The following is a 13,909-nucleotide window of genomic DNA, read 5'->3' on the forward strand; positions in this document are numbered from 1 at the left end:
GGTCCATCAGTCGCCATGCGAGGCAAAATAATTTTGAGGATCCCCAAAGTTTGAGATTATAGTTTTCTAATCTATACCTGCATTTAGCGGCCGCCCCTCCTGGTAATTGTAAAAGGCAGCCGAAGTACCCTGACCCTGCATCGCGTACATCGGAGATCCTCATGAAGCCCTCGGCCCTTTCCAGCTTGTCTGTTCTCTCTCTCTTGATCGGAACCCTCAGTCTGGTAGGTTGCGGCGGAGCCATGAATATGCCGGACTCCGTGGCTAGCTCCCAGGGAGCCGCCCCGCCTATCGTCGGCGGCGTCTTCGGTGGCCACGCGCCTATTGCAGGCTCGCACGTCTACCTCCTCCAGGCCAGCACTGCCAACTATGGAGGCGCCGGCTCCGGCGCCACCCTCGGCATCGCCACGTCCCTGCTCGGCACAGGAACCACCACCAACCCCGGCGGACTGTTCCCTCTCCAAACCAACACCAGCGATCACAACGTCCCCGCGGGATGGAAGTATGTCGTTACCGATGCCAACGGCAACTTCAATCTCACCAATGCCTACACCTGCACAGCCGGCGAACCCGTCTACGTTTACTCCTTCGGCGGCAACGCTACGGGCGGCTCGCCCATCACGGCCAATAACACCGCCATCGTCCTGCTTGCGGTCCTCGGCAACTGCCCGGCCAATCTCAGCTCCACCACCGGTAGCTTCCCCACCGGCAACTTCCTCTACGTGAACGAGGTCTCCACCGTCGCCGCGGCCTATGTGTTCCAGCCCTTTTCGACCGTAGCGACCTCCGCCGCCTTGAGCAGCGCCATCTACGTCGGCTCTTCGGGAACCACCCAGGGGATACTCGGTATTGAAAATGCCGCGCTCACCGCCGGCCAGCTCTACAGCATCACGGGCGGTGGCACCTTGTCCACCGTCCCAGTCGGTGAGGGCCACGTCGCCAACTTCCGCACCGGAGGCTTCACGGAAGAATTCATCGGAGGCATACCCACCTTCGTCCCTACGGTCAACTCCGGCAACGGCATCGTACCCCAGGCCGTCATCGACACCCTTGCCAACATCATCGCGGGTTGCGTCGACTCGACTGGCCCCACGTCCACCCAGTGCGCCAATCTGTTCGCCAACACTAGGGAGACCGGCGATAGCGCCGGCATAGCACCCACCGACACCGCCCGCGCGATCATGAACCTCGCACGCTATCCGGCCGGCAACAACAGCACAGCCAACACACCCAGCAACCTCACTACCATTTTTGCGCTGGGACAGGTAGGGCCCCCCTACACGCCCCACCTCACCGCGCAGCCGAATGACTTCACCCTCGGCATCCTCTACCCCAACGGCGAAGTGCATGGCTATGGAGCCACGAATGGCGACGTTGAACGCGCAGAAAGTGTCGCAGTCGACAACATAGGCCAGATCTGGATCACCGCGCAGGGCGCCGGCGGCGGTGCCGGCACCACGCCAAGCCCCAGCGCCGATCGCTGGACGCCCCTCGGTGTCCCCGATGCCGAAAATAACACCGGAGCTATCGGAAACTATATTTACGGCTACGTCTCCATCGACGGCTTTGAAAGCGCCTGGACAGGCAACGCTAATAGCACCACCAGCATATTCATTGCTGGATCGAATGGTTCCTTTACCAACTTCTTCGGCGCTGGCTATAACACCGCCTACACGATAATCGCCAATCAGGCCGGCGAGGCCTTCTTCTTCGCCTCCAACGCCGGTAACCCCAACAACACCTTCAATACCTTCGGCAACTCCCAGATGTGGGCGTACGACGAAAGCGGCTTGCTGCATACCAGCAGCGCCAATTGCGCCGGCCACACCGGCCCCTTTGTCTACAATTGCATCAGCCCCTCTATCTTCCCTGGTGGTGACAACGTTGCGCACGGTGCGATCGACGCTGCCGGACACCTCTGGCTCACTAGCGAAAACACGGGTGGTGGCGACAGGATCGCAAGAGTGAGCCCCACAGGCGTGGCCGATTTCGCCCCGATCACCGTAGGCACTCAGCCGGAGTTCCCCGCGATTGACGCCGGTGGCAACGCTTGGATCCCCGGCTACAACGCGGATGAAATCTACAAGATCACCCCCACCGGCACCAGGACAACGCTCACCAGCACAAGCACCGGAGCCGACCTGGTTGATCCCTTCGGCGCAGCAGTCGATGGGAATAACAATGTATGGATCACCATGCGTTGCGGTATCGGTAACGACTGCACAAATCCAACGGATTCCAGCACGCTCATCGAGATCAACGGCACCAATAACCAGGCCATCTCGCCTCGGCTAAACTACAGCCCCGTGGCATGGTCAACCACCGGCGCCGTGTTCAAGGTACTGACTGATCCGCTCAACATTGCCATCGATCCCTCCGGCAATCTTTGGATCACAAACTACAGCGGTACGGACACCACCAACAGTTCGGTTGTCGAGATTGTCGGTGCGGCCGCTCCGGTCGTCACCCCGCTCTCAGTCGCCGCAGGTACCAGCAAGTTCGGCGCAAAGCCGTAACCCTTACCGCAAAACCTCAGCCCTCGGCGCAGTCACTGCGCCGAGGGCTTTTTCGTTAAGCCGGCCTACTCGCGTAAACTAGCCCCGCATTGCCAATTACAAAAGAGGGCACCACGTTGAGCACCAGCCTCCGCCAGCATCCCCGCATGATCCCCGCCTCGATGAAGGCCTCTTCGGCCTTAGCAGTAACCATTCTGCCCGCTCTCCTGCTGGCGCTCGGCCTAAGCATCCTCACCGGCTGCAGCAGTCAGACCAGCTATCCGACGGCGATTACCGTCACGGGCCCGGCCAGCGATACCATCGACCCCGGCGCCTCAGCCAACTTCACCGCCGTCGTCACCGGCGGCCCCTTGAACTCCGGCGTCACCTGGAGCCTGACCGGCTGCACGGCAACCAACTGCGGCACACTCTCGAACCCCACCAGCTCCAGCGTCACCTACACTGCCCCAACCACGGTGACTACAGCGTTCACCGTCACGCTCACCGCCGCGGCGATCACCCGCCTCACTACCACCCAGACGGTAACGCTCAGCGTCCCGGTCAATCCTGCGATCACCACACCAGCCGGCGCATTACCCGGAGCCACCTCCGGCACGGCCTACACGGCTAGCCTCTCTGCAACCGGCGGCATCACGCCCTACACCTGGTCGATCTCGCAAGGAGCTCTCCCCGCCGGCCTCACGATCTCAAGCACCACCGGCGCCATCAGCGGAATACCCACGTCGGGGGGCACCGCCAGCTTCACCGTCACCCTCGCAGACTCCGCCGGCGAAAAGGCAACCGCCACGTTCACCCTGACCATCACCGTCGCAGCCGCCGCCTTCCAGGGCCAGGTCCTCAGCGGAACCACCCCGGTCAACGGAGCCACGATTCAGCTCTACGCAGCAGGCGCCACCGGCAACATGTCCGCAGCCATCCCGATGCTCACGCAAACCGTCCTCACCGACGCCCAGGGCAGGTTCCAGCTCACCGGCACCTACACCTGCGGCCAAAGCAGCACAGGCACAACCATCCCCGCCACCGCCCAGCTCTATCTCGTCGCCACCGGAGGTACCACCTCAACGACCTCGAGCACCAGCAACCCTGCCCTCAGCATGGCCACGGCAGTAGGCCCCTGCACGAACCTCACCGCCGCCTCCGCCGCCACACTCAACGAAATCACCACCGCCGCCGCGGCCTGGTCCCTCGCCCCCTTCGCCAGCAGCGCCACCACCATCGGCGCGAGCTCAACCAACACCCTCGGCATCACCAACGCCTTCCTCGACGCGGCCCTCTTAGCCAACCCCGCAACCGGCGCCCCGGCAACCCTCCCCACCGGCCTCACGGTAGAAGCCGCCAAGCTAGCAGCCCTCGCCGACGCGCTCAGCACCTGCGCGACCACCACGTGCTCAGCCCTCTTCACCGCAGCCACGCCGCCCTCTGGCACCGCACCCACCGACACCTTCACCGCAGCGCTCAACATCACGCATAACCCCGGCCAGAACGTAGCCGCAATCTTCGCGACCATCCCCGCGACGCCACCCTTCGCCACCACCCTGACCACCTCGCCCAACGACTGGACGATGTCGCTAACGGTCACCGGCGGCGGCCTCAACATGCCCACCGCCCTCGGCATCGACAGCCAAAACAACATCTGGGTAGCCAACCAGGACGGCCCACTCTCAGCCTTCAACCCGCAAGGCACGCCACTCTCTGCTACTGGCTACGGCGCCGGCAGCATCGCCCAGGTCTACGGCCTGGCTATCGACCCCTCCAACAATGTCTGGGTCACCAACTACAACGGCGGAGGCGGCACCGGCAGCGTCACCAAGTTCTTCGGCGTCAACAACCCCGCCACCCTCGGCACCTCCACCTCCACCGCCGACTCCATCTGCTATCCCACCGCGGCCGCCGCCGACACCAACGGCAACATCTTCATCGCCAATGAAGAGTGCTCCTCCGCCACCATCCTTGGCACCAACGGCACCGCCGTCACGCCCTACCTCGGCGAATCCTTCGGCCTCGCCGCCAAACCCCTCTTCCTCGCCGTCGACACCGCGCACGGCGTCTGGCTCTCCAACAACGACAACACCATCGCGCACCTCGCCGCACCCTCCGCCGCCAATCCCAGCGGCCAGCTCCTCAGCCACCCTGACTGCTGCTATGACTCCCACGGCCTCGCCCTCGACGCCCAGGGCAACGTCTGGGTCGCCAACTATCTCAACAGCAGCTTCAGCGAAGTCGGCCCCGACGGCACCGTGCTCCTCAACCAGCAAACCCTCGCCAGTGGCCTCGCCACTCCCTACGCCGCCGCCATCGACGCCGCCCAGAACGTCTGGTTCACCTCGCTTGACAGCTCCTCCATCCTCGAAGTCGCCGGTTCTTCCGCCACCAAACCCGGCACCGAGCTCAGCCCCTCCACCGGCGTCCACGGCCAGGGCGGCTTTGGCCTCGATTCCAGCCTCACCGAACCCTACAGTCTCGCCCCTGATCGCTCCGGAAATCTGTGGGTCTCGGACGACGGCCAGAATACCCTCGTCATGTTCTTCGGCCTCGCCACACCCACGGTCACTCCCCTCCAGCCAGTCCCCACCGCGCCCTGAGGCCATCGGTACTGCCTAAGCTTCACTCCGCCGGGGTCCTGCCCGCGAGCCGAAACGTCTCGGAAGGCTTGCGCATTGTGCAGGTAGAATCATTCCTGCATGAGGCACGATTTTCCATCGACGCTCCCCCGTCTTCATCCCGCCACATTTGACAGCATGCCCTCCTCGCTGTGGCTCAAAATCGCCAGAATCTCTCCTCCTCAAAATGGCTGGGTGCGTCATTTCACCCACCTCCGGTCGCAGCCTCCGCATTTCGCGATTTGTGCGTCCCCAAACCAGGCTAAAGCAGTCGATTTGGGACCCGAAACCCACCTAAGTCGCGCACAAAACGCTCGGATTTCGGCCGAAACCCCTCCAAATCCGAACTTCCCGCGACAGGCGGCAGCCTAATGTCCACCCGCGTCCGCTCCTTCTGCAAAATAAATCTGGGCCTCGCCGTAGGCCCCTCCCGCCCGGACGGATTCCACGCCCTGGCCACGGTCTACCAGACCCTACAACTGCATGATTTCGTGACAGTTACAGCCACCCGCGCCGCCGAAACAACTATCGAGATCACCTCCAATCACCGCGGCGTCCCCCGCTCCGACGCCAACAGCGCCGAGCGCAACACCGCCTGGCGCATGGTTCAAAAGACCCTCGATCGTCTCCAAATCACCGCCAAAGTCCACATTCACATCGAAAAGACCCTCCCCATCCAGGGCGGGATGGGCGCCGGCTCGGCCAACGCAATAGCCGCAACTCTAGGATTAGAAAGGGAGTTAGGCATCGCCCTACCGGGTCCGACACGCCTCGAACTGGCCGCGGAAGTAGGTTCGGACGTCCCCCTCTTCCTCCTAGGTGGCACGGTCCTGGGCCTCAACCGTGGCGAAGAAGTCTACCCCCTTCCCGACTCCCCACCCGTCCCTTGTGTAGTCGCCTTGCCCGACATCGGAGTCTCTACAGCCCTTGCCTTTCAACAACTTGACGCAGAACAATTGACTTCCTGCGCGGCTGTGGATAAACTAAAACAGTTGAGCCGCGCTCTAGCCTCTGTCTGGTCGACAACTGGCGTCGAGTCTGGCCCCTCCGGTATCGCTTTTATGGACCGTTCTGGACTGATTCCAGGCGACTTACCTTCGGGTAGGACCTCAGAAATGAGGGACGTATCAGGCGATCTGGCCGAGAATCCCCTTCTCGCGCTTGTCCGCACCGGGATTGAGAACGACTTTGAAGAAGTCGTCTTCTCGCAGCATCCCTCCTTGCGTTCAACCAAGCGTGATTTAGTGGGAAGTTCAAGCGAATCTGCGATTTACGCAGCTCTCTCGGGTTCTGGTTCGGCGTTGTTTGGACTCTATAAGTCACAAACAGACGCTCTCGCCGCTCAACATCGTGTCCAACAAAACGGCACGCGGGCAATCTTAACCGAAACCCTGCCTCGCCGAGATTATTGGAATACGATGTTCGCAGAGTAACTTTCCCGGCAACAAGCGCGCCGGCAGTACTGGGCGATCGACTAATGGTAGGTCAAGTGCCTTTGACGCACTTTGTCTAGGTTCGAATCCTAGTCGCCCAGCCATTCAGTCGTTCGCTGGATTTACGGAGTGAGTGATCTGTAAGTTCTGCGTACAGATGAAGTTAGGGAACTTTTGATTTTTTGCGATGGAACCGATATCGCCCAAGATTCGCAAGGCCCGCACATGTATCTCGGCACAAAGCCGATGCGCGGGAGTAGCAAGAAGTTTGCAGTTGGCCAAGGGATGAACCAATCCCAAGGCAATACAGAAGGAACCAAGCTCTCGCACCATGCACACGACCGGTGATGAAACAGTGCCGGCCGCATAGCAGTAAGGCAAGCAGTATGGAATAACCCAAAGGTCAACCAGCCTGGAGGATTTCAACGTGAGCGAACAAGACACGACTGTGGTTCCTTTCCCGAGTTCTATTAAAGAAGTCTCCACCGCAACGGCCACATCGGCCTCACCTGCAGTGGAGCAACCGAAGCAAGTCCCCGAGCCAGTTGTAACGCCGGCGACCTCTGCCACGGGCACAAAGGCGGTAGACCCGAAAGCAGGAGAGAAAAAACGCTCCTCACGCCTGAGTGAAGACAAGCGCTTCAAGATCTTCTCCGGCTCGGCGAACCGGCCGTTGGCGGAGGAGATTGGTAAGTTTCTGGGTGTACCTGTGGGAGAGACGCGGTTACAACGCTTCTCCGATGGCGAAACTCACTTTCAGCTCATTGAAAATGTGCGTGGCGCGGACGTATTCCTGATCCAGCCCACATGTCGTCCAGTGGACCAGCACCTGGTCGAACTGCTGATCATGATGGACGCGCTGAAGCGCGCCTCAGCAGGGCGAATCACGGTGGTGGTTCCGTACTACGGCTATGCACGGCAGGATCGTAAGGATCGTCCCCGCGTAGCAATTACCTCCAAGCTGGTAGCGGATCTTCTTACTACCGCCGGAGCGAATCGGGCATTGTTTGTAGATTTGCATGCGGCGCAGATCCAGGGCTTTTTCAATATCCCGGTGGATCATCTGTTCGCCAGCCCGGTGCTGGTTGGATACTTCCGAGACTTGAAGCTGCCGAATCTTACGGTGGTGAGTCCGGATGCAGGCGGTGTAGAGCGCGCGAGATTCTTTGCGCAGAGATTAGAAGTGCCTTTGGCGATCGTTGATAAACGCAGGACGGATATCAATGTGACCGAAGTGATGAACGTGATCGGCGATGTGCGTGGACGGACTTGCTTGATCCTCGACGACATCATCGACACCGCGGGAACGCTGGTGAAGACGGCGGAGGCGTTGTTGGAGCAGGGTGCCGAAAAGGTTTATGCGTGCGCCACGCACGCAGTCCTCTCAGGCCCGGCTGTGGAGAGAATCAGGGCGTCGAAATTGGAAGAGGTCGTTGTGACGAATACGGTCCCCCTCTCCGAGGAAGCGCAGCAGTTGAGCAAGATCAAGGTGCTATCGATCGCCGGATTGTTAGGTAGAGCGATTGAGAGCATTCACATGGAGACGTCGGTATCGACGCTCTTCAACTAGAGTTTTGCAGTTTGCAAGATGATTTGCGATGCAGGAAAGGGAGCGAGGCTCAACCTCGTGCCCGAAAGGACAAAGAAGATGGCAGAGAAAAAGATTGAAGCGGTGGTGGCAACTCCCCGCACAGGAACATTCAACAAGAACCACGCGCGCCGTGTGCGCGTACAGGGACTGATTCCGGCCGTTGTGTATGGCGCGGGCAAAGAGTCGGTTGCGGTGACGGTTGATCCCAAGGTGATCACCAAGATTTTGTACGGCGAGTCTGGCCACAACACAATCTTCGATCTCACGATTGAAGGCCACGCCGCGGCGAAGGCCATGATCGTCGATTGGCAGCACGAGCCCATCAAAGGCAAGCTGTTGCACATCGATCTGAAGCGCATCGCGATGGACAAGTCGATGACGGTGTCGGTTGAGGTCAAGCTGATCGGCATTCCTGTCGGCGTGAAGACGGGCGGTGGAATTCTGAGCCAGGTGCTGCACGAGGTTGAGATCGAGTGCCTGCCGGCCGATATTCCGGGCCACATCGATGTGGACGTTAGCGGCCTCGAAGTTAATGGAGCGGTCCATATCTCTGACCTGCCGCATTCGGACAAGATAACGTTCCTGGGCGACGAAGATGCGCTGGTTGCTCACGTGACCGTGATGAAGGAAGAGGTTGTGGCTGAGCCGGTTGCTGGCGCGGCCGAGCCCGAAGTAGCGAAGAAGGGCAAGCAGGATGCACCTGCTGCCGATGCTGCTGCACCTGCTGCGGACAAGGGCAAGAAGTAGTTTGAAAGGCGTTGTGCGAGCGTGAAGCTGATCGTCGGTCTTGGGAATCCTGGTCCGGAGTACGCGTTCACACCGCACAACGCCGGGTTTCTGGCGATCGATCGCATTGCAGTGATTTGCGATGTGCAGATTGCCAATCGTCGCGGACGAGCGCTGACGGCGCGGACGAAGCTGGCAGGACATGAAGTGCTGCTGGCCAAGCCGGAGACCTTTATGAATCTGAGCGGGCTTTCGGTAGCTGCTCTGCTGAACGAGTTGGAACTCGGCGTGGAGGACTTGATTGTCCTGTATGACGAGCTGGCAATCCCGCTGGGCACGATTCGCATTCGCGAGCGCGGTTCAGCGGCCGGGCACAACGGAGTGAAGTCAATCTCTGGTGTGCTTGGGACCGAGGAGTGGACGCGCATCCGTATCGGCATTGGCAAACCGCCGACTGAGACCGGAGGCATCGTCAAATCCGGCGGCAAGGATTTTCTTTTGACGCCCATGCGCAAGCAGGCGTTAGGGGAGTTGGATGAATCGCTTGACCAGGCAGTACGCGCGGTTGAGGCTGTGCTGACGAAGGGTGTCAGCGCGGCGATGAATGAGTTCAATCGCAAGATTGAACCTGGTAGTGAGAACGGTATTTGAATCGCAGTAACAATCTTCCACACCGGTTTCGGATGGAAGTTTTCACCGAAGCGGTGCGGGGCAGAACCCCGCAGAAAGAAGTAGAGATGAATCGCACTTACGAAATCATGTTTATCGTTCGGCCCGATGTTGAAGAGGTCGAGCTCGACAAGCTCATTGAGACGTTCTCCGGTTATGTGACCGGGGGCGGGGGCACCGTGAAGACGACCGAGAAGATGGGTCGCCGCCGGCTGGCTTACACCGTCAAGAAGTTCAACGACGGCTTCTATGTTCTGCTGGTCGTTGATGCCCCAGCTTCGCTGATCTCCGAGATTGAGCGTCGTCTGCGCGTCTCTGAACAGGTGATCAAGTTCATCACGGTTCGCATGGACGAGGAAGACAAGCGCGTGGCCAAGATCAAGGCGCATCGCGATGCGCACGTGAAGCGCAGCGCGCAGCCGCAAGTGAACGTCGAGGCTGCTGCTGCGACCGAGACGCATGAAGCTCCGGCCGTGGAGGCCTCTGCTGTTGCAGAGCCAGTCGCCGAGGCTGAGCCCGCAGTCGCTTCGTAGGACTGGCTCGTTCGCGAGCAAGACAAGCTTCGCAGGCTGGAGAATTCCGGTCTGCTGACAGGACAAACGCAACGCTGCAAGATGCTTCCACGATCTTCGAGTACATGACGAAGATCCAGTCCAGAGGCCCCCAAGCGGGTCTGGAGCAAGAGCAGCAGAACCGGCTGATGGCACAAGAGCCATCAGCAGACAAAGGACAAGCAACATGGCTGACGAGACAGTGAACCAGGCAGCACCCGCGGCACCGGCTGCGGCATCGACCGAGGGCAGCACCAGCGCCCCGGCGCCACGCACGGGTGGTTACCAAGGACAGGGCGGCCCACGTTCGGGCGGATCGCGCCCACCGCGCCCAGCAGGAGCTGGCGGCGGCGCAGGCGGAGCTGGCGGACGCAAGTTCTTCCGTCGCAAGAAGGTTTGCAAATTCACGGTGGAGAAGATCGACACGATCAGCTACCGCGACGTGCGCCTGCTTCAGCAGTTCGTGTCGGACCGCGGCAAGATCATTCCGCGCCGTTTGACGGGCACCAGCGCTCCGTTCCAGCGCAAGCTGACGCGCGCCATCAAGCAGGCTCGCGCGATTGCTCTGCTGCCGTTTGCAGCGAAGTTCTAGTTCACCGCGCCGACATGCGGCGCGAACCAAGTACGTTGGAGACGTGTCATGGAAGTCATTTTGAAAGAGGATGTAAACAAGCTGGGCCACCGAGGCGATGTGGTGAAGGTCGCTGACGGATATGGCCGCAACTACCTGTTGCCGGGCAAGCTGGCGATGGAAGCCACGCCGGCGAACAAGGCTGTCATTGAGCAGATGAAGGCTTCGGCGATCCGCAAGTCGGCGTCAGAGAAGGGCGGAGCGGAAGAGCTCGCCGGCAAGCTCAACGAGCTGGTGCTGACGTTCGAGCGCAAGACTGGCGAGAACGATCACCTGTTCGGGTCGGTAACTTCGCAGGATATCGCGCACGCGCTCGAGGCAGAGGGCTACAAGGTCGATCGTCGCAAGATCCACCTGGAAGAGCCGCTCAGGTCGATTGGCGAGTTCCATGTGCCGATCAAGCTGCACCGCGAGGTGTCGGCGCATCTGCAGGTGAACATCAAGAGCGATGCTCCGGAGCGCTCGGCTGAAGAGGCGTCGGTAGCGGATGATTCGGTGTTCAAGTCGACCTACACGGGTGAACTGGACGATAACCGCGACTAGTTGGTAAAGACAGAGAAACGCCCGCGCTTCCGAATGGTGGCGCGGGCGTTTCTGCGTCCGGTCGTCGTTCTCTCGAACGTTGTGGGGCGCGCCAGGCATTTGCGCGACGAGCAGGCAAAGGTGGTTAGGGGATGCTAGGCTAAGTCCATGTGTGGTCGGTATTTCCGTAGGTCGGACAAGCAACATATTGCTGAGCGATTTCATGCCAGCAAAGTCTTTGAGGATCCGCTGGCGGCGGACTACAACATCGCGCCGACAACGTATCAGCCGGTCATTCGGCTAAGTCGGGATTCCGGCGAGCGAGAGATGGCGCTGCTCCGGTGGGGGATGGTGCCGTTCTTTGCAACGAGCTTGAAAGAGTTCAAGGGCATGACCACGTTTAACGCGCGAGCTGAATCGGTGGCGAATTCCGCGACGTGGAGGGAGCCCTTCAAGCGGCGGCGATGTTTGATTCCGGCAGACGGATTTTATGAGTGGGCGGAAAAGAATGGAGAGGTGCGGGCGGGGGCGCGTCCGAAGACGCAATCCAAGAGTGGAAGACAGCCATACGCGATCACGTTGAACGCTGGTGGCGGAGGGCTTATGGCCTTTGCGGGATTGTGGGACGCGTGGAAGGAGCCTAAGAAGTCTCCTCAGGAGGTAGACCGCTGGCTGCAGAGCTTTGCCATTATTACAACCGAGGCAAATGAGTTGATGTCGACGATCTATACGCGGATGCCTGCGATTCTGCACGCGAGGGATTGGGAGGAGTGGCTGGACCGGGATGATTCGAGGCCAGCGCCCGCGCACTTACTGCGCCCCTACGAGTCTGAGGAGATGAAGGTAGAACTTTGCAATACGGCGGTGGGAAACGTGCGGAATAATGGGCCGGAAATGTTGAACAGCGCCTAGCGAGTCGCTTTCCGCAAGTCGGAAAACCAGCGTTCCATTGTGTGCAGAGCGAGTTACGAGTGGGCGTGATAAGCGTCACCGACCTTGGAGGTGAGGGCGGGGTAAAAATGGGTGGTGTCCGCTGCAAAAAACGGACGGCTCAATGGACCGAACACGAAATAGGGACCTATGTTGAATACCCAAGAGTTGAATATCGCCGAAGGTCATGGAACACGGCTGGTCTGCGCCGGGGACGTGATGGGATGGCTGGGAGGATTGCCGCTGACCCTGATCGAGGATGTCCGAATGGGCAGACCTGCGGCGAGCGTGAAAATGGCGCAGGCTGCCGGCAATGTGGGCGCGATGGATTGTGCGAGTGGGACAGGGGAGTGCGGAGTGGGCGCGGATTGCGCTGGCGGGTCCGGATGTTGCGGCATCGGCGGAGATTGCGCGGGGCACTAAGACAGTGCGGAAGCGCGTATTTCGACTGAAGCTGGCTGACGGGGTCGTGTACTCAGAACGCGCCGGGAAGCATCTCTTCCTGCAACCGAAGTCACCCGACTGGATGGTGGTGAACCAGAATGGGGCCATTCTGTTGTCGCGGTGTGATGGCGCGACGATGGAAGAGGTACTGGGACCAGCAGGCGAATCGGCTAGGGGACAGGCAAACGCACTGTTTGCCGAGGCACTGGCGCGGGGTGTTTTGGTGAATGTCTCAACCAACACCAAGGTAGAAACTCTAAAGATTGTGCGCCGCGAGCAGCGAGACATTCCCGAGAAGCTGAGCATCGTGCATTTGAAGCTCACTAACCAATGCAATCTGGGTTGCAGCTATTGTTATGCGCAGAGCGGCAAGCGGTCGGATGTATTGTCCTGGGGAGACCTGGAGACGATCGCGCGGGATGTGGCGGCGCTGTCGGATTCGGTGGCGTATGTGCTATCTGGTGGCGAGCCATTGTTGCATCCCAGCGCGCTGGACTTCGCCGAGAAGGTGAGAGCAGCTGGAAACAAAGTGCATCTGCTGACCAATGGCTCGCTGATCGACGGCGCGAATGCGAAACGTATTGCGGCCGCGGCGGACGTGGTGAAGATCAGCCTGGACGGCAGTAGCAATGCTGTGCACGCGACGACACGAGGCAAAGGCAACTTTGCGCGGGTCACGCGAGCGATTGAGATGCTGCTGGACTGTGGCGCGAACGTAGTCGTGGCCATGACGGTAACGCGGGCGAACTGCAATGACATAGCAGCGATGGTGGCGAGGTATGGCTCGCGTCTCGCGTTGCAGCCGTTATTCAAAGCGGGACGAAGGAGTGCGGTGAACGATTTGGCGCTGACCGGAGTGGAGTATTACCGAGCGCTGGTAGCGGCGGAGGGAGTGGCGCCGATGGGAGCGGTCGGCGCAAAGTTGAACGCGCTGCGCGGCCGCGGTGTGCGACGTTGCGCGATGGCAGAAAGAGAGATCAGCATCGCGGAGACGGGCGATGTATATCCGTGCCAGCTGCTGCATGAGAAGCGGTTTCGGGCGGGGAATGTGCGGGAGCGGTCGGTTGGCGAGATCTATGCGCAATCCCCGGTATTTGCGCTCCTGCGGGAAATAAGCGTGGATACGCTGGCGAAGTGCTCTGCATGCGCTGTGCGCTATCTATGTGGCGGAGCCTGCCGAGCGCGTGATTTGTTTGAGGTCGGGTCGGAGGAGTTGGTGGGGGAGTTCTGCGCGTATGAACGCGAGGCGCTGCTTAGCGGGATCTTTGAATCGGCTGAGATGCATCGAGTGTAGAA

The 13,909-nt window shown here is 60.3% G+C and carries 12 protein-coding genes and 1 tRNA gene; all 13 read left to right on the forward strand.

Going from position 1 to position 13,909, the window contains the following annotated elements; translation table 11 throughout:
• Nucleotides 1–161 precede the first annotated feature (161 nt).
• The 13 genes from GSQ80_RS19620 to GSQ80_RS19680 all read left to right on the forward strand — a co-directional run bounded on the left by GSQ80_RS19620 (nucleotide 162) and on the right by GSQ80_RS19680 (nucleotide 13,907).
• Nucleotides 162–2,516 (forward strand): hypothetical protein, encoded by a 2,355-nt coding sequence (locus GSQ80_RS19620; protein WP_158789342.1) that lies wholly within the window; start codon nucleotides 162–164, stop codon nucleotides 2,514–2,516.
• Nucleotides 2,517–2,632: 116 nt separating this feature from the next.
• A complete protein-coding gene (locus GSQ80_RS19625; protein WP_158789343.1) occupies nucleotides 2,633–5,098 on the forward strand; it encodes a putative Ig domain-containing protein in 2,466 nt (821 codons plus the stop codon).
• Between the two features lie 389 nt (nucleotides 5,099–5,487).
• Nucleotides 5,488–6,549 carry a 4-(cytidine 5'-diphospho)-2-C-methyl-D-erythritol kinase gene (locus tag GSQ80_RS19630; protein ID WP_158789344.1) on the forward strand — a complete coding sequence of 354 codons (1,062 nt, stop codon included), beginning with the start codon at nucleotides 5,488–5,490 and terminating at the stop codon, nucleotides 6,547–6,549.
• Between the two features lie 30 nt (nucleotides 6,550–6,579).
• Nucleotides 6,580–6,653 (forward strand) — tRNA-Gln (locus GSQ80_RS19635).
• 518 nt (nucleotides 6,654–7,171) lie between these two features.
• The gene (locus GSQ80_RS19640) at nucleotides 7,172–8,119 is read left to right on the forward strand and encodes a ribose-phosphate pyrophosphokinase (RefSeq protein ID WP_174241372.1); all 948 of its coding nucleotides are present in this window, start codon (nucleotides 7,172–7,174) and stop codon (nucleotides 8,117–8,119) included.
• 78 nt (nucleotides 8,120–8,197) lie between these two features.
• Nucleotides 8,198–8,887: a 50S ribosomal protein L25 gene (locus GSQ80_RS19645; RefSeq protein WP_158789345.1), complete on the forward strand. Its 690-nt coding sequence runs from the start codon at nucleotides 8,198–8,200 to the stop codon at nucleotides 8,885–8,887.
• A 21-nt stretch (nucleotides 8,888–8,908) separates the two neighbouring features.
• Nucleotides 8,909–9,517: an aminoacyl-tRNA hydrolase gene (pth, locus tag GSQ80_RS19650; RefSeq protein WP_158789346.1), complete on the forward strand. Its 609-nt coding sequence runs from the start codon at nucleotides 8,909–8,911 to the stop codon at nucleotides 9,515–9,517.
• A gap of 86 nt (nucleotides 9,518–9,603) precedes the next feature.
• On the forward strand, nucleotides 9,604–10,068 hold the full coding sequence (gene rpsF, locus GSQ80_RS19655; protein ID WP_158789347.1) for a 30S ribosomal protein S6: 465 nt from the start codon (nucleotides 9,604–9,606) through the stop codon (nucleotides 10,066–10,068).
• 205 nt (nucleotides 10,069–10,273) lie between these two features.
• Nucleotides 10,274–10,678, forward strand: a complete 405-nt coding sequence (rpsR, locus tag GSQ80_RS24010; protein WP_158789348.1) for a 30S ribosomal protein S18 — start codon at nucleotides 10,274–10,276, stop codon at nucleotides 10,676–10,678.
• Between the two features lie 48 nt (nucleotides 10,679–10,726).
• Nucleotides 10,727–11,260, forward strand: coding sequence for a 50S ribosomal protein L9 (rplI, locus tag GSQ80_RS19665; RefSeq protein WP_158789349.1), 534 nt, complete (start codon nucleotides 10,727–10,729; stop codon nucleotides 11,258–11,260).
• Nucleotides 11,261–11,407: 147 nt separating this feature from the next.
• Nucleotides 11,408–12,151, forward strand: coding sequence for an SOS response-associated peptidase (locus GSQ80_RS19670; RefSeq protein WP_158789350.1), 744 nt, complete (start codon nucleotides 11,408–11,410; stop codon nucleotides 12,149–12,151).
• 168 nt (nucleotides 12,152–12,319) lie between these two features.
• The gene (locus GSQ80_RS19675; protein WP_158789351.1) at nucleotides 12,320–12,592 is read left to right on the forward strand and encodes a hypothetical protein; all 273 of its coding nucleotides are present in this window, start codon (nucleotides 12,320–12,322) and stop codon (nucleotides 12,590–12,592) included.
• Complete coding sequence (locus tag GSQ80_RS19680; RefSeq protein WP_158789352.1) at nucleotides 12,507–13,907, forward strand: radical SAM/SPASM domain-containing protein; 1,401 nt, start codon at nucleotides 12,507–12,509, stop codon at nucleotides 13,905–13,907. The genes GSQ80_RS19675 and GSQ80_RS19680 overlap by 86 nt, the downstream gene beginning before the upstream one ends.
• The last annotated feature ends 2 nt before the right edge of the window (nucleotides 13,908–13,909 follow it).

It is taken from the genome of Granulicella sp. L46 (assembly GCF_009765785.1).
GTDB lineage: Bacteria > Acidobacteriota > Terriglobia > Terriglobales > Acidobacteriaceae > Granulicella.